The following is a 15693-nucleotide window of genomic DNA, read 5'->3' as shown; positions in this document are numbered from 1 at the left end:
CGGCGGCGGCCCGGCGCCCCGCGGGCTCGTACCATGGTCGACGTGACGAGCGACGACCCGGCCCCGGCCCCCGCCTCCGGCCTGGTGCCCGACCTCGCCCCCGGCATGACCCGGGTGCGGCTCACCGTGGCCTACGACGGCACCGACTTCTCCGGGTGGAGCGAGCAGCCCGGCCGCCGCACCGTCCAGGGCGAGGTCGAGGCCGCGCTCCGCGTGCTCTTCGGTCGGCACGAGCACGTGCCGACCGTGACCGTCGCCGGGCGCACCGACGCCGGCGTCCACGCCCGCGGCCAGGTCGTCCACCTCGACCTCACGGCCGAGCAGGTCGCCCAGCTGCAGCGGCCCCACCGGGGCATGGTCGACCGGTCGCCGCTCGACGCGCCCACCGTCCTCGCGCGCCGGCTCAACGGGCTGGCGGGCGCCTCCGACGAGATCGTGGTCTCGGGAGCGCGGGTGGCGCCTCCCGGGTTCCACGCGCGCTTCGGCGCGCTGTGGCGTCGCTACGAGTACCGCATCGCCGACCGGGGGGCCGAGCGCGACCCCTCGCGCCGTCGCCACACCCTCTGGTACGACCACCTGCTCGACCTCGACCTGATGAACGCCACGGCCGCGGGCCTGGTCGGCCTGCACGACTGGGCGGCGTACTGCCGCCACCGCGACTACGCGACGACGATCCGCGAGCTCCAGCACTTCACGTGGAGGCGCGAGGCCGACGGCGTGCTGGTCGCCACCGTGCAGGCGGACGCCTTCTGCCACAACCTCGTCCGCAACCTCGTCGGGGCGTGCGTCGCCGTCGGCGAGGGGTCGATGCCGGAGCACCGGGCCGTCGGGGTCCGGCGGGAGGCCGAGCGCAACGGCGAGTTCCGCGTCGTCCCCGCCACGGGGCTGACCATGGTCGAGGTCGGCTACCCGCCCGACGACGAGGTGGCGGCCCGGGTCGTGCTCACCCAGGTCAAGCGGTCGGCCGCTAGCCTCGACGGATGACCGCTCCCCGCCCCGCGACCCCCTCCGACGTCCCCGAGATGCTCCGCCTGATCGTCGAGCTGGCGGTCTACGAGAAGGAGCCGGAGGCGGTGAAGACCACCGAGGACGACCTGCGCCGGGCGCTCTTCGCCGACGCCCCCGCCGTCTTCGCGTTCGTCGTCGACGGCGACGAGCCCGGCGAGCTCGCGGGCCTCGCCGTCTGGTTCCTGACGTTCTCGACCTGGGAGGGCGTCCACGGCATCCACCTGGAAGACCTGTACGTCGCGCCGCAGCACCGGGGCTCCGGCCACGGGCGCGCCCTCCTGACGCGCCTGGCGCAGGAGGCGACGGCTCGGGGGCTCGCCCGCGTCGAGTGGGCCGTGCTCGACTGGAACGAGCCGTCGATCGGCTTCTACCGGTCGCTCGGCGCGACGTCGATGGACGAGTGGACCACGTTCCGGCTCGACGGCCAGGCCCTGGCGGCGCTCGGCGGCGAGTGACGCCGTTTGACGGCCCCGGGCGTGTCGGGTATCGTCGACCCTTGGTGTCTGCGCAACTGCGCGCGGCGCCCGAAGTTGAGCCCTCCACCTGACTCGTTCTCGCCGTCTCTTCGGCGACAACGGCAACGGAGCGGGATCCACGAACACCTCACCTCGACCAGGAAGCAGCACTACTGTGACGCGCACTTTCTCCCCCAAGCCGGCTGACGTCCAGCCGAACTGGCTGATCATCGACGCCAACGACGTCGTCCTCGGCCGTCTGGCCAGCCACGCGGCAGCACTGCTGCGCGGCAAGCACAAGCCGACCTTCGCCCCCCACATGGACATGGGCGACTTCGTCATCATCATCAACGCCGACAAGGTGGCCCTGACCGGCTCCAAGCTGGCCGAGAAGCTCTACTACCGCCACTCCGGCTACCCGGGCGGCCTCACGGCCACCACGTACTCCGAGATGGTGGAGAAGCACCCCACGCGCGCCGTCGAGAAGGCGATCCGCGGCATGCTGCCGAAGAACTCGCTGGGCCGTGCCCAGATCAAGAAGCTGAAGGTGTACGCGGGTGCCGAGCACCCCCACGCTGCTCAGCAGCCCACGGTTCACACCCTCGACCAGGTCGCTCAGTAGCGTCCGCCTTCAGACTTAAGGACCCCCACACAGTGGCTCAGATCGCAGATTCCATCGACCAGGCTCCCGAGAGCTTCACCACGGAGAGCTCCGCTCCCGAGGCCTCGGCGACCCCCCGCGCCGTCCTCAACGTCTCCGGCTCCGCCGTCGGACGTCGCAAGGAGGCCATCGCTCGTGCCCGCCTCGTCCCCGGCTCCGGCACCTTCGTGGTCAACGGCCGCACCCTCGAGGAGTACTTCCCCAACAAGCTGCACCAGCAGCTGATCAACGACCCGTTCAAGGTGCTCGACCTGCTCGGCGCCTACGACGTCACCGTCAAGGTCACCGGCGGCGGCCCCTCGGGCCAGGCGGGCGCCCTGCGCCTCGCCATCGCCCGCACGCTGAACGAGATCGACCGCGAGAACAACCGCGCCACCCTCAAGAAGGCCGGCTTCCTCACCCGTGACGCCCGCGTCATCGAGCGCAAGAAGGCCGGTCTCAAGAAGGCCCGCAAGGCCTCGCAGTTCTCGAAGCGCTAGTCGCACACCCACACAGGCAGGTCTCGCGATGTCGCGTCTCTTCGGTACCGACGGTGTTCGGGGCCTCGCCAACCGTGAGCTGACCGCCGCGCTCGCCCTGGGCCTCGCCCAGGCGAGCGCGGTGGTGCTCACGAAGGGCCACCACGCCGACGCTCGTCGTGCTGAAGGGCGACGACCCGTCGCCGTGGTCGCCCGTGACCCCCGCATCTCGGGGGAGTTCCTCACCGCCGCCGTGTGCGCGGGCCTGGCCAGCTCCGGCGTCGACGTGCTCGACGCCGGGGTGATCCCGACCCCCGCGGCGGCGTTCCTCGTCGACGACATCGGCGCCGACTTCGGCGTGATGATCAGCGCCTCGCACAACCCGGCGCCCGACAACGGCATCAAGTTCTTCGCGTTCGGCGGCACGAAGCTGCCCGACGAGGTCGAGGACCGCATCGAGGCCGCCATGGCCGAGCCGCAGCTGATGCCCGTCGGGGGCGACGTCGGTCGCATCCGCCGGTTCGCCGACGCCGAGGACCGCTACGTCCTGCACCTCCTCGGGGCCCTGCCCCACCGCCTCGACGGCCTGCACGTCGTGCTCGACTGTGCTCACGGCGCCGCCTCGGCCGTCTCGCCCGAGGTCTTCACCGACGCGGGCGCGAAGGTCACCCTGATCGGGGCCGACCCCGACGGCGTCAACATCAACGACGGCGTCGGCTCGACGCACCTCGACAACCTCGCCCGCGCCGTGATCGAGCACGGAGCCGACGTCGGCATCGCGCACGACGGCGACGCCGACCGCTGCCTCGCGGTCGACGCGACCGGCACCGTCGTCGACGGCGACCAGATCATGGCGATCATCGCCTTGGCGCACAAGGAGCATGGGCGCCTCACCCACGACACCCTCGTCGCGACGGTGATGAGCAACCTCGGCCTCATCCGCGCCATGGAGCAGCACGGCATCGCCGTGCGTCAGACCCGCGTCGGCGACCGCTACGTCCTGGAGGACATGAGCGCCGGCGGCTACACGCTGGGCGGCGAGCAGTCCGGCCACATCGTCTTCGGCGACCACGCCACCACCGGCGACGGCATCCTCACCGGGCTGTCGCTCGTCGCGCGCATGGCGGAGACCGGCAAGAGCCTGGCCGAGCTGGCCCGGGTGATGACGGTCTTCCCGCAGATCCTCATCAACGTCGGTGGCGTCGACCGTGAGCGTCTCGACGGCGACCAGGGCGTGGCGGACGCCGTGGCGGCCCTGGAGGCCGAGCTCGGCGACACCGGCCGCGTGCTGCTCCGCCCGTCGGGCACCGAGCCGGTCGTGCGCGTCATGGTGGAGGCCGCCGACCAGGCGACCGCCGACCGCGTCGCGCACGAGCTCGCCGACGTCGTCCGCGAGCGACTGGCGCTCTAGCGGGCCCGACCCGCGCCTCCCGCAGGCCCGGCGTCCCCGCCCCCGTGCCCGCGTCGGGCACCATGGGCACATGCTCCTCCTGCTGCCCGCCGTCGTCTTCGCGGTGCTCTACGTCGTCAGCCGCCGCCGCGACGCGCGGCGTCTGCGCAACGGCGTCTTCCTCGTCGCGGCCCTCGGCTGCCTCCTCGTGGCCGGCGTGCTCGAGGTCGCCGCGACCGGGCCCGCCCAGCAGAGCGCCGTCCTGCTCGGCGTCGTGGTCGCCGGCCTGCTCGTCGTGGTGCTCGCGCTCTTCCTGCTCGGCAACGGCGTCACCATGCTGCGCTCCGAGGGGCGCAGCCTCGGCAACCTGCTGTCGCTGCTGGCGGGCGTCGCCATCCTGCTCGTGCCGGTCGCGGCGGCCGCGCTGGTCTTCGGGCCCGACGTCGCCGAGCTGCCGGGGCCGGTCGGGGTCGTCCTCGTCGCCCTGGGAGTCCTCCTCGTCTTCGTCGCGGGGTACGCGGCCGCGACCTTCGCCGCGTTCGGGCTCTACTCGCTGGTCTACAGCCGCTACCGCCACACGCGCGCGCCCGCGACGGTGGTCGTGCTCGGCTCCGGCCTGGTCCGCGGCGAGGTGCCGCCGCTCCTGCGCAGCCGTCTCGACAAGGCGCTCTCGGTCTACCGCTCCGTGCCCGGCACCGCCGCGAGGCCGCTGCTCGTGCCGTCGGGCGGCCAGGGCTCCGACGAGCCGCGCGCCGAGGGCGACGCCATGGCCGAGTACCTCCTCGCGCAGGGGGCCGACCCCGCCGACGTCCGGCCCGAGACCGCCTCGACGAGCACCCGCGAGAACCTGCTCTTCTCGCGCGAGGTGCAGCGCGACGCGGGGCGGGACGGCAGCACCCTCGTGGTGACGAACGACTACCACGTGCTGCGGGCCGCCCTGCTGGCCCGGTCGATCGGCAGCGACGCCCAGGTGGTGGGCTCGCCGACGGCCGCGTACTACGTGCCGAGCGCCTTCCTCCGCGAGTACGTCGCGATCATGGTCGAGCACCGCCGACTCAACGCGGCGGCCGTGGCCGTGGCGGTCGCCCTGGTCGGCCTGACCGCGGTCTGGTCGCTGCTGCCCGTGTGAGCCGACCCGCGCCTCCCGGGGCGCCGTCCGCCGAGGAGTCGCGGTGCCCGCACCGCAGGCCCGCTCAGATCTTGCGGAGCAGCACCGAGCTCACCGCGTGGTCGGCCGCCTTGCGCAGCACCAGCGTCGCCCGTGACCGCGTCGGCAGCACGTTCTCGACGAGGTTGGGCTCGTTCACCGACCGCCAGACACCGGACGCGAAGGTGCGCGCCTCCGCCTCGTCCATGCCGGCGAAGCGGTGGAAGAACGAGCGCTCCTGGGTGAAGGCGCCCTTCTGGAGGGCGAGGAACCTCTCGACGAACCACGACTCGATGTCGCTCGTGCGCGCGTCGACGTAGATCGTGAAGTCGAAGAGGTCGCTGAGGGCGAGACGGCCCGGGGCGGGGGGCTGCAGCACGTTCAGGCCCTCGACGATGAGGATGTCGGGGCGCCGCACCACGACCTCGGCCCCCGGCATGATGTCGTAGCTGGTGTGCGAGTAGAACGGCGCCCGCACCTCCTCCGCGCCGCTCTTGACCTGGGAGACGAAGCGCAGCAGGTGGCGGCGGTCGTACGACTCGGGGAACCCCTTGCGGTCGGTGAGGCCGCGGCGCTCGAGCTCGGCGTTCGGGTAGAGGAACCCGTCGGTCGTGACGAGCTCCACGCGCGGAGTGTCGTCCCAGCGGCTGAGCAGCTCGCGCAGCAGACGGGCGACCGTCGACTTGCCGACCGCCACCGAGCCGGCGACGCCGATCACGAAGGGCGTGCGCTGGGCGCGCTCGCCGAGGAAGTCGCTGGTCGCCCGGTGCAGGTTGCGGGCACCCGCGGCGTAGAGGTTGAGGAGGCGGCTGAGCGGCACGTAGACGTCCTGCACCTCGCGCATGTCGAGCCGGTCGCCGAGGCCCCGCAGCTGCACGATCTCGGTCTCGGTGAGCGGCAGGCGCGTCGCCGGGGCGAGGTCGGCCCAGGCGTCGCGCCCGATCTCGACGAACGGGGTGGCGTGGCTCACCGGATGGGTCGTCGTCGACGTCGGGGCTCCGTGCATGACCGCGAGGCTACCCGGTCGCCCCCGGTCGCCCCCGGCGGCCCCCGGTCGCCCGAGGTCGCCCCGGGCGGGCCGGGGCGGGCTCGGGGGGCGCGACCCGCCGCGGTGCCCTCCGGGCGGCGCCCCGGACGGGACGCCCTAAGATCGGGGGCATGTGTGGAATCGTGGGTTACGTCGGTCCGTCCGGTGCCGAGCAGAAGAGCATCGAAGTCCTCCTGGGCGGCCTCGCCCGCCTCGAGTACCGGGGGTACGACTCGGCCGGCGTGGCCGTGATCGACGCCGACGGGCAGCTCGGCATGCGCAAGCGCGCGGGCAAGCTGAAGGTCCTCGTCGACGACCTCGAGTCCGACCCGCTGACCGACGGCGCGACCGGCATCGGGCACACGCGCTGGGCGACCCACGGCGGGCCGACCGACGCGAACGCCCACCCGCACCTCGCCGACGACGGCAAGCTCGCGCTCATCCACAACGGCATCATCGAGAACTTCTCGGAGCTGAAGGCCGAGCTGCTCGCGGAGGGCGTGGAGTTCCTCAGCGAGACCGACTCCGAGGTCGCGGCCCACCTCGTGGCCCGGGCCTACCGCTCCTCCGGCGACCTGGCCGAGGCGCTCCGGGTGGTCGTCGGCACGCTCGACGGCGCCTTCACCCTGCTCGTCGTGCACGCCGACCAGCCCGGCGTCGTCGTCGGCGCCCGCCGCAACAGCCCGCTCGTCGTCGGGCTCGGCGAGGGCGAGAACTTCCTCGGCAGCGACGTCGCGGCGTTCGTCGCGCACACCCGTCGTGCCATGTCGATCGGCCAGGACCAGATCGTGACGATCCGCCCCGACTCGGTCGACGTCGTCGACTTCGACGGCGCACCGGTCGAGACCACCACCTTCGAGGTCGACTGGGACGCCTCCGCCGCGGAGAAGGGCGGCTGGTCGAGCTTCATGGCGAAGGAGATCAGCGAGGAGCCCGAGGCCGTCGCCAACACCCTCCTCGGCCGCGTGCACGACGGCGCCGTGACCCTCACCGACCTCGACGGTGTGCGCGACCGCCTCCTCACCGTCGACCGCGTCATCGTGATCGCCTGCGGCACGGCCGCCTACGCGGGGATCCTCGGCAAGTACGCCATCGAGCAGTGGGCCCGCGTGCCCGTCGAGGTCGAGCTCGCGCACGAGTTCCGCTACCGCGACCCGGTGCTCGACGAGAAGACCCTCGTCGTCTCGATCAGCCAGTCCGGCGAGACGATGGACACGCTGATGGCGGTCAAGTACGCCCGCGAGCAGGGCGCGCAGGTGCTGTCGATCTGCAACACGCAGGGCTCCACCATCCCCCGCGAGAGCGACGCCGTCATCTACACGCACGCCGGCCCGGAGGTCGCCGTCGCGTCGACGAAGGCCTTCGTCGCGCAGGGCACCGCGCTGTTCCTCCTCGGCCTGCACCTCGCGACGATCCGCGGCACGCTCACCGCGGAGCAGATCGCCGAGCAGGTCACGGACCTCCAGGCCGTCCCCGCGAAGATCAGCAAGGTCCTCGAGTCCTCGGAGCGCATCGCCACGCTCGCCGGCTGGATGGCCGACACCCGGTCCGTGCTCTTCCTGGGCCGCCACGTGGGCTACCCGATCGCCCTCGAGGGCGCGCTGAAGCTCAAGGAGCTCGCGTACATCCACGCGGAGGGCTTCGCCGCCGGCGAGCTGAAGCACGGCCCGATCGCCCTCATCGAGCCCGGCCAGATCGTCTTCGTGATCGTCCCGAGCCCGCGCGACCCCCGGTCGCTCCACCCCAAGGTGGTCTCGAACATCCAGGAGATCCGTGCGCGCGGGGCCCGCGTCATCGCCATCGCGGAGGACGGCGACGCGGCGGTGCTCCCGTTCGCCGACGAGGTGCTCCACATCCCGCTGGCGTCGCCGCTCTTCGAGTCGCTGCTGGCCGTGGTGCCGCTGCACGTCTTCGGCATGGAGCTGGCCGCGGCCAAGGGCCTCGACGTCGACCAGCCGCGCAACCTCGCCAAGTCGGTCACGGTCGAGTAGGGCGCCCGGCCGCATGAGCACCCGCGCCCGCCCGTGATCGTCGGCATCGGGGTCGACGTCGTCGACCTCGAGCGCTTCGAGCGTTCGCTGGCGCGCACCGGGGCGCTCGCCGACCGGCTCTTCGGCGACGCCGAGAGGGTGCTCGCCGACGGCAGCCCCCGGCCGGTGCGGTCGCTCGCGGCCCGCTTCGCCGCCAAGGAGGCGCTGATCAAGGCCCTCGGCGGGTCGACGGGCGTGCGCTGGCACGACATCGTGGTCGTCTCCGACGAGAGCGGCGCCCCCTCGCTCCGGCTGACCGGGGGAGCGCGGTCGCTGGCGGAGTCGCGGGGCGCGACGCGCCTCCACCTCTCGCTGAGCCACGACGGGGGAGTCGCCGTGGCCTACGTGGTGGCGGAGACCGACGAGCGTGCCCCGCAGCACCAGCCCCCGGAGCGCCAGCCCCCGCGGCACGAGCCCCCGCAGCACGACCACCGCCCGACCCAGACCGCCGAGACCGAGACAGGAGCCGACGCGTGACGCAGGACATCCGGGTGACCATCGACACCGCCGCCCTGCGGCACAACGTCGCGACCCTGCGCGCCGCGGTGGCGCCGGCCCGCGTGATGGCCGTGGTGAAGGCCAACGCCTACGGGCACGGCGCGGTGGAGTGCGCCCGCGCCTTCGTCGACGCCGGCGTCGACTGGCTCGGCGTCGCCGACCTCGACGAGGCCGTCGAGCTCCGGGAGGCCGGGGTCACGGCCCCCGTGCTCGCCTGGCTGCACGCTCCCGGCGAGACCTTCGAGCGTGCCGCCGCCCACGACGTCACGCCCGCCGTCTCCGACGTCGCGCAGCTCGAGGCCGCGGCGGCGGCCGGGGTCCGGGCCGTGCACCTCTGCGTCGACACCGGCCTCAGCCGCAACGGCGCCGTGGCCGCGGAGTGGCCCGAGTTCTTCGCCCGCGCCGCGGCGCTCGCCGACCGCCTGCCGGTCGAGGGCGTGATGACCCACCTGTCGAACGCCTCGCCGGAGGAGGACGGCGCGCAGGTCGCCGCCTTCCTCTCCGCGATCGAGACGCTCGGGGGGCTGGGGCTCGAGCCGCGCCTCCGGCACGTCGCCGCCTCGGCCGCGGCCCTGCACTTCGCCGACGTGGGCCAGGGGCCCGTCGACATGGTGCGGTTCGGGCTCGCCGCCTACGGGCTCAGCCCCTTCCCCGACCGCCGCGCGGCCGACCTCGGGCTGCGCCCGGCGCTGACGATGCGCGCGCCCGTGACGACCGTCAAGCGGGTGCCCGCGGGCGAGGGCGTCTCGTACGGCTACGTCTTCCGGCCCGAGCGCGACACGACCATCGCCATCGTGCCGGTCGGGTACTCCGACGGCGTCGACCGCGCCGCCAGCGACCGCGCCTCCGTCACGATCGGGCAGCGCACCTACCGGGTGCGCGGCCGGATCGCGATGAACGCCCTCGTCATCGACGTCGGCGACGACCCGGTCGAGGTGGGCGACGAGGTCGTGCTGTTCGGTGACCCCGCCCTCGGGCACCAGGGCGCGGAGGACTGGGCCCGGGCCTTCGACGGCATCACCTACGAGGTCGTCGCGTCGCTGTCGGCCCGCCTCCCGAGGAGCTACGCATGACCGGCACCGCCCCCGAGACCGGCACCGCCCCCGAGACCGGCACCGCGCCACAGGCCGGCCCCGCGCCCGTCGCGGCGCGCCCCGCGGCCGGGTACCTCCGCCGCGCGACGATCGACCTCGCCGCCTACCGGGCGAACCTCACCTCGCTGATCGAGCGCATGGCCCCGGTCGAGGTGCTCGCGATCGTCAAGGCGGACGCCTACTCGCTCGGCGTGGACGTGCTGCTGCCCGAGGCGCTCGCCGCGGGCATCCGCTGGTTCGGCACCGTCGAGCCGGAGCCGGCGTACCGCCTGCGGCGCGAGGGCGTCGGCGACGACGCCTCGTACTTCGCCTGGCAGCTCGGCCCCGACGAGGACTGGGACGCCGCGGTGCGGCTGCGCGTCGACCTCGGCGTCTCCACCCTCGAGCAGCTCGAGGCGTTCGCCGCCGCCGCCCGGGCCGCGGGCCCCGGCCACGAGGCCCTGGTGCACCTCACCATCGACACCGGCCTGCACCGCGAGGGCTGCCTGCCCGCCGACTGGGCCGAGCTCGTCACCCGCGCCGTCGAGCTGCGCGACGAGGGCGTCGTGCGCCTCCGGGGCTGCTTCTCGCACGTGTCGGAGACCAGCGAGGCCGACGACCACGCCGCCTCCCTCGTCTTCCGCCGCGCCCTCGACGACGCCGCCGCCCTCGGCGCGACCTTCGAGAAGCGCCACATGTCGTCGAGCTCGGCGGGCATGGAGCACCCCGAGCGCCGCTTCGACATGGTGCGCATGGGCTCGAACGGCTACGGCAACCCGGTCACCGAGGGCGTGACGGCCGCCGACCGCGGCCTCCGCCCCGTGCTGACGGTGAGCGCGTGCGTCGTCCGCGTCAAGCGCGTGCCCGCCGGCACGGGCGTCTCGTACGACTACACCTGGCGGGCGCCGCACGACACGACCCTCGCCCTCGTGCCGATCGGCTACGCCGACGGCGTCAGCCGCCGGGCCCAGCACGGCGTCGAGGTGACCATCGCGGGTCGCCGCCACCCGATCGTCGGCCGGGTCGCGATGGACCAGTTCCTCGTCGACGTCGGCGACCACGACGTGGCGGTGGGCGACGAGGTCGTGCTCTTCGGCCCCGGCGACCGCGGCGAGCTCACCATCGGCGAGTGGGCCGACCTGACGGGCAGCGTGCCCGAGGAGGTCTCGTGCCGCATCGGCGCCCGGGTCGAGCGGGTGTACACGGGCGGTCGCGCGTGACCGACGACGCGGCCCCGGTCGACGAGGGGCGAGCGCTCTTCGCGGGCGCCGTCGTCGACACCGACGCCATGGAGTCGCTCGGCCGTCGCCTGGCCGGCCTCCTGCGGGCGGGCGACCTGCTTGTGCTGACGGGGCCGCTCGGCGCCGGCAAGACGACGCTGACCCGCGGCCTCGGCGAGGGCCTGCACGTGCGGGGCCAGGTCGCCAGCCCCACCTTCGTGCTCGCCCGCACGCACCCCAGCGAGTCGGGCGTGCCCCTCGTGCACGTCGACGCCTACCGCCTCGGCGGCGCGGCCGAGCTCGACGACCTCGACCTCGACTACGAGGGCTCGGTGGTCGTCGTCGAGTGGGGCGCCGGGCTGCTCGACGGGGTCGCCGACTCGTGGCTCGACGTCGTGATCGAGCGGCCCACGGGCGCCGGAGGCGCGGTGCCGGTCGCCGAGGACGCGCTCGCCGACGAGGCGCTCGCCGACGACGTGGCCGCCGACGACGTGGCCGCCGCCGACGACGTCCACGACGAGCCGCGCCGCGTCACGGTCACCGCGCACGGCCCGCGCTGGGCCGGGGTCACGCTCCCGACGAGCTGAAGGCCTGGGCGCCGAGCACCCCGAGCAGGCGGAGCGACTCCGCCGCCGTCGTGCCCGCCCGCGGCGTCAGCACGAGCAGCACCTGGGCCTGGTTCTCGGTGAAGAGGGCCTGGCAGTCGACCTCGATCTCGCCGACCTCCGGGTGCCACAGCGTCTTGTGGTCGTCGAAGCGGGTGACGACCTCCTGCAGGCGCCAGAGCTCGGCGAACTCCGGGCTGACCCGGAGCAGGCTCTCGACGACGCGCACCGCCAGGGGGTCGGGGTCGGCCGACGCGGTCGCGACCCGCAGCTGGGCGACCTGGAGGCGGGCCTGCCGGGGCTGCTCGCGCTCCGGGTACGGGCGCCGCGCCTCCGGCCGGGCGAACCAGCGGTGCACGGCGCTGCGGTCGAGTCCCGCACGGGCCGTGTGGTCGCCGAAGAGCGAGGTCGCGAGCCGGTTCTGGGCGAGGGTCTCGCCGGCCTCGGTGATCACGAGGGCGGGGGAGTCGTCGAGCCGGTCGAGCACCCGCATCAGCCCCGGGCTGACGTGCGGCGTGTGGCGGGCGCGGCGGGGCACGGCCTGGCCGGCGAGGCGGTACAGGTGGTCGCGCTCGTCGAGGCCGAGGCGGAGCCCCCGGGCGATGGCGGCGAGCATCTGGTCGGACGGCTGCGGGCCGCGCTGCTGCTCGAGCCGCGACCAGTAGTCCGTCGACATGCCGACGAGCCCGGCGATCTCCTCGCGGCGCAGCCCCGCGGTGCGTCGTCGGGCCCCGGCAGGCAGCCCCACGTCGGCGGGCTGCAGGTGCTCACGGCGGTGGCGGAGGAAGTCGGCGAGCCCGGAGCGGTCCATGCCGCCATCCTGCCGTGGTCGGCGCCCGCCAGCCAGGGAGCGCCGCTCCCCCGACCGGTGCTCCCTTCCCTCCCCGGTGCTGACGGAGGAGGGTCGTCGTGGGCACCCCGACGGCGCCCGTCACCCCGAGAACCCCCTCACCGCCCTGGAGGCACCGTGAAGACCACCGGCAACACCGTCCTGATCACCGGCGCGACCTCGGGCATCGGCCGCGGCCTGGCCGAGCGCCTGCACGCCCGCGGCGACACCGTCGTCGTGGGCGGTCGCCGCCGCGCCCTGCTCGACGAGATCGTCGCCGCGAACCCCGGCATGTCGTCGGTCGTCGTCGACGTCGCCGACCCCGCCTCGATCGCGGCCGCCGCCGAGAGCGTCACGCGCGATCACCCCGCCCTGGACGTCGTCGTGACGATGGCCGGCATCATGCTGCCCGAGGACCTACGCGACCCCGCTCACCTCGAGACCGCCGAGGCGACGGTGGTGACGAACCTGCTCGGCACCATCCGCACGACGACGGCGTTCGCGCCCTTCCTGGCCGCGAAGCCCGACGGCGTGCTCGTGACGGTCTCGTCGGGCCTCGCCAGCGTGCCGCTGCCGGCCGCGCCGACCTACTCGGCGACGAAGGCGGCCGTGCACTCGTTCACGCAGAGCCTCCGCGTGCAGTGGGCCGACACCCCGCTGCAGGTCGTCGAGCTCGTGCCGCCCGCGGTGCAGACGACCCTGATGGGCCAGTCGGACGACCCGAACGCCATGCCGCTCGACGAGTACCTCGACGAGACGATGCGCATCCTCACCGAGCAGCCCGACGTCGAGGAGGTCCTGGTCGACCGCGTCCACTTCCTCCGCGACGCCGAGGCGGAGGGGCGGCACGCGGACGTGCTGCGCGTGCTCAGCGCGCACTGACGCGACGCCGGCTCGCCCCCGAGCCTCGGGGCGGCGGCACGCCTCGCCGACGGGGGAGGCCCCGGGGAGGCGCGGGCCGCCTCCCCGGGACCGCGTACGATCGGTGCGTGATCCTGGCCATCGACACCTCCGCCGGCTCGGCCGTCGCCGTGGTCGACCGCGACGGCGGCGTGCTCGCCGAGTGCGCGGTCGCCGACACCCGGCGGCACGCCGAGGTGATCGGCACCCTGATCGACGAGGCCCTCCGGGTCGCGGGCGTCGAGCCCTCGCGCCTCAGCGCGGTCGTCGCCGGCGTCGGCCCCGGGCCGTTCACCGGGCTGCGGGTCGGCATCGTCGCCGCGCGCGCCTTCGCCTTCGGCGCCGGGGTGCCCTGCCTCGCGGTCGGCAGCCACGACGCGGTCGCCTTCGAACGGCTCTCGGCGGAGGCCGGGCGCGACGTCGCCGAGGCCGGCGGCCGCCTCGACTCGCCCCTCGTCGTCGTCACCGACGCGCGCCGCCGCGAGGTGGCCTGGAGCGCGTGGGCCGGGCTCGACGGCGACGGCCTGCCCGTGCTGCTCGACGGGCCCGCGCTGGTGCGCCCGGCCGACCTCGACGACGCGACGGGCGCCTCCTCGGGGTCGCCCCGCACCGACCCCGACGCGACCGTGGTCTCGGCGGCGGCCCTCGGCATGCTCGCCGAGCGCCTGTTCGAGCACGGCCGCGCCTTCGCGGCGCCCGAGCCGCTCTACCTCCGCGAGCCCGACGTGACGCCCTCGGCGGGGCCGAAGCCGGTCGGCCGGTGAGCTGGCGGCTGCGCCGGGCCGACGTCGACGACCTCGACGCGGTCATGGCGATCGAGACGTCGGTCTTCGCCACCGACGCGTGGTCGCGGAGCGGCATGGCGCACGAGCTCGCGTCGCGCGACGGCTACTACCTCGTCGCCACTCCCGAGGCCGACGACACCGTCGTCGAGGGTTACGCCGGGCTGCTCTCGCTGCCCGGGGCCCCCGACGCCGACGTGCAGACCATCGCGGTCGTCCCCGCCGCGCGCGGCCGCGGCCTGGGGCGCACCCTGCTGACCCAGCTCGTCGCCGAGGCCCGGCGGCGCGGCGCCCGCGAGGTCTTCCTGGAGGTGCGGGCCGACAACCCGGGAGCGCAGCACCTCTACGAGACCGCCGGCTTCGAGGCCATCGCCGTCCGCCCCCGCTACTACATGCCCGACGGCGTCGACGCCGTCGTGATGCGCCTGACCGTTCCGCCGACCGAGACCCGGCCGGCCGCGACCGAGAGCGAGCCGACCCCGTGACCGCCACCACCGCCTCCCCGGCACCGTCCGTCGCGCCCGCAGCGGCGTCCGGCGACTCGGGCCCGCTCGTGCTCGGCATCGAGACCAGCTGCGACGAGACCGGCGTGGGCATCGTGCGCGGCACGACCCTGCTCGCCAACGTCATCTCGTCGTCGATGGACGAGCACGCCCGGTACGGCGGCGTCGTGCCCGAGGTCGCGGCCCGCGCCCACCTCGAGGCGATGGAGCCGGCCCTGCGCGCCGCCCTCGCCGAGGCCGACGTCACCCTCGACCAGCTCGACGCGATCGCCGTCACGAGCGGCCCCGGTCTCGCCGGGGCCCTGATGGTCGGCGTCGGCGCGGCGAAGGCCCTCGCGCTCGCCACCGGCACGCCCCTCTACGCGGTCAACCACCTCGTGGGGCACGTCGGCGCCGACGTGCTGCGCGAGGACGGCAGCGACCTCGAGCTGCCGACGATCGCGCTCCTCGTCTCGGGCGGCCACACCTCGCTGCTGCACGTGCGCGACCTCGTCGACGACGTCGAGCTGCTCGGCGAGACCATCGACGACGCTGCGGGCGAGGCCTTCGACAAGGTCGCCCGCCTGCTCGGCCTGCCCTACCCCGGCGGGCCGCAGATCGACCGGGTGGCCGCCGGGGGCGACCCCGCGGCGATCCGGTTCCCGCGCGGGCTGACCCTCCCGAAGGACCTCGTGCGGCACCGGTACGACTTCTCGTTCTCGGGGCTGAAGACCGCGGTCGCCCGCTGGGTCGAGCGTCGTCGCGACGAGGGGCTCGAGGTGCCCGTGGCCGACGTGGCCGCGAGCTTCCGCGAGGCCGTCGCCGACGTGCTCCTCACGAAGGCCCTCGCCGCGTGCGCCGACCGGGGCGTGCCGCGGCTGCTGCTCGGCGGCGGGGTCGTCGCCAACGCCCGGGTCCGCGCGCTGGCGGCCGAGCGCTGCGCGGCGGCGGGCGTCGAGCTGCGCGTGCCCCCGCTCTCGCTCTGCACCGACAACGGGGCGATGATCGCCGCACTGGGGGCCCAGCTGGTGGCCCGCGGTCACGCGCCCTCGCCGCTCGACTTCGGCGCCGACTCGACGCTGCCGGTCACCGTGGTGCAGGCGGTCTGAGCCCCGCGCCCGCGGCTGT

16 protein-coding genes and 1 pseudogene are annotated in these 15693 nt (G+C 74.6%); 15 read left to right on the top strand and 2 right to left on the bottom strand.

Features of this window, described 5'->3' with window-relative positions; genetic code table 11:
• Positions 1 to 33: 33 nt before the first annotated feature.
• From ASF82_RS12090 to ASF82_RS12065, 6 genes are all read left to right on the top strand, one after another.
• Positions 34 to 984 (top strand): tRNA pseudouridine synthase A, encoded by a 951-nt coding sequence (locus tag ASF82_RS12090; RefSeq protein ID WP_082514607.1) that lies wholly within the window; start codon positions 34 to 36, stop codon positions 982 to 984.
• The gene (locus tag ASF82_RS12085) at positions 981 to 1463 is read left to right on the top strand and encodes a GNAT family N-acetyltransferase (RefSeq protein WP_056057332.1); all 483 of its coding nucleotides are present in this window, start codon (positions 981 to 983) and stop codon (positions 1461 to 1463) included. Before ASF82_RS12090 ends, ASF82_RS12085 begins: the two co-directional genes overlap by 4 nt.
• A 175-nt stretch (positions 1464 to 1638) precedes the next feature.
• Positions 1639 to 2085, top strand: a complete 447-nt coding sequence (gene rplM, locus ASF82_RS12080; protein ID WP_056057329.1) for a 50S ribosomal protein L13 — start codon at positions 1639 to 1641, stop codon at positions 2083 to 2085.
• Between the two features lie 32 nt (positions 2086 to 2117).
• A complete protein-coding gene (rpsI, locus tag ASF82_RS12075; RefSeq protein WP_082514606.1) occupies positions 2118 to 2603 on the top strand; it encodes a 30S ribosomal protein S9 in 486 nt (161 codons plus the stop codon).
• 28 nt (positions 2604 to 2631) lie between these two features.
• A complete protein-coding gene (gene glmM, locus ASF82_RS12070) occupies positions 2632 to 3993 on the top strand; it encodes a phosphoglucosamine mutase (RefSeq protein ID WP_056057326.1) in 1362 nt (453 codons plus the stop codon).
• 70 nt (positions 3994 to 4063) lie between these two features.
• Positions 4064 to 5101: a YdcF family protein gene (locus ASF82_RS12065; RefSeq protein ID WP_082514605.1), complete on the top strand. Its 1038-nt coding sequence runs from the start codon at positions 4064 to 4066 to the stop codon at positions 5099 to 5101.
• Positions 5102 to 5165: 64 nt separating this feature from the next.
• Here ASF82_RS12065 and coaA read toward each other — a convergent pair whose 3' ends face one another.
• A complete protein-coding gene (gene coaA / locus ASF82_RS12060) occupies positions 5166 to 6125 on the bottom strand; it encodes a type I pantothenate kinase (protein WP_056057323.1) in 960 nt (319 codons plus the stop codon).
• Positions 6126 to 6277: 152 nt separating this feature from the next.
• Here coaA and glmS point away from each other — a divergent pair, with 152 nt between their 5' ends.
• From glmS to tsaE, 5 genes and pseudogenes are all read left to right on the top strand, one after another.
• Positions 6278 to 8137 (top strand): glutamine--fructose-6-phosphate transaminase (isomerizing), encoded by a 1860-nt coding sequence (gene glmS, locus ASF82_RS12055; RefSeq protein ID WP_056057320.1) that lies wholly within the window; start codon positions 6278 to 6280, stop codon positions 8135 to 8137.
• 33 nt (positions 8138 to 8170) lie between these two features.
• A pseudogene (locus ASF82_RS12050) lies at positions 8171 to 8539 on the top strand (holo-ACP synthase); the annotation flags it as partial.
• Between the two features lie 110 nt (positions 8540 to 8649).
• Complete coding sequence (alr, locus tag ASF82_RS12045) at positions 8650 to 9747, top strand: alanine racemase (protein WP_056057317.1); 1098 nt, start codon at positions 8650 to 8652, stop codon at positions 9745 to 9747.
• Positions 9744 to 10967: an alanine racemase gene (gene alr, locus ASF82_RS12040; RefSeq protein ID WP_056057314.1), complete on the top strand. Its 1224-nt coding sequence runs from the start codon at positions 9744 to 9746 to the stop codon at positions 10965 to 10967. The genes alr (ASF82_RS12045) and alr (ASF82_RS12040) overlap by 4 nt, the downstream gene beginning before the upstream one ends.
• Before the next feature lie 68 nt (positions 10968 to 11035).
• On the top strand, positions 11036 to 11554 hold the full coding sequence (gene tsaE, locus ASF82_RS12035; RefSeq protein WP_056059093.1) for a tRNA (adenosine(37)-N6)-threonylcarbamoyltransferase complex ATPase subunit type 1 TsaE: 519 nt from the start codon (positions 11036 to 11038) through the stop codon (positions 11552 to 11554).
• Here tsaE and ASF82_RS12030 read toward each other — a convergent pair.
• Positions 11535 to 12383, bottom strand: coding sequence for a helix-turn-helix transcriptional regulator (locus ASF82_RS12030; RefSeq protein ID WP_056057311.1), 849 nt, complete (start codon positions 12381 to 12383; stop codon positions 11535 to 11537). The two genes, tsaE and ASF82_RS12030, sit on opposite strands and share 20 nt — an antisense overlap.
• Positions 12384 to 12539: 156 nt before the next feature.
• Here ASF82_RS12030 and ASF82_RS12025 point away from each other — a divergent pair, with 156 nt between their 5' ends.
• The 4 genes from ASF82_RS12025 (at position 12540) to tsaD (ending at position 15674) form a co-directional block, all read left to right on the top strand.
• On the top strand, positions 12540 to 13283 hold the full coding sequence (locus ASF82_RS12025) for an SDR family oxidoreductase (RefSeq protein ID WP_056057309.1): 744 nt from the start codon (positions 12540 to 12542) through the stop codon (positions 13281 to 13283).
• 107 nt (positions 13284 to 13390) lie between these two features.
• Positions 13391 to 14065, top strand: a complete 675-nt coding sequence (gene tsaB, locus ASF82_RS12020) for a tRNA (adenosine(37)-N6)-threonylcarbamoyltransferase complex dimerization subunit type 1 TsaB (RefSeq protein ID WP_056057306.1) — start codon at positions 13391 to 13393, stop codon at positions 14063 to 14065.
• Positions 14062 to 14568, top strand: a complete 507-nt coding sequence (gene rimI / locus ASF82_RS12015; protein WP_056057304.1) for a ribosomal protein S18-alanine N-acetyltransferase — start codon at positions 14062 to 14064, stop codon at positions 14566 to 14568. The genes tsaB and rimI overlap by 4 nt, the downstream gene beginning before the upstream one ends.
• Before the next feature lie 68 nt (positions 14569 to 14636).
• Entirely contained in the window at positions 14637 to 15674 is a 1038-nt protein-coding gene (gene tsaD / locus ASF82_RS12010) for a tRNA (adenosine(37)-N6)-threonylcarbamoyltransferase complex transferase subunit TsaD (RefSeq protein ID WP_200932019.1), read from the top strand.
• The last annotated feature ends 19 nt before the right edge of the window (positions 15675 to 15693 follow it).

Origin of the sequence: Frigoribacterium sp. Leaf164 (assembly GCF_001423665.1) — a bacterium.
GTDB classification, from domain to species: domain Bacteria; phylum Actinomycetota; class Actinomycetes; order Actinomycetales; family Microbacteriaceae; genus Frigoribacterium; species Frigoribacterium endophyticum.
This window is presented reverse-complemented; position numbering and strand designations above follow the sequence as displayed.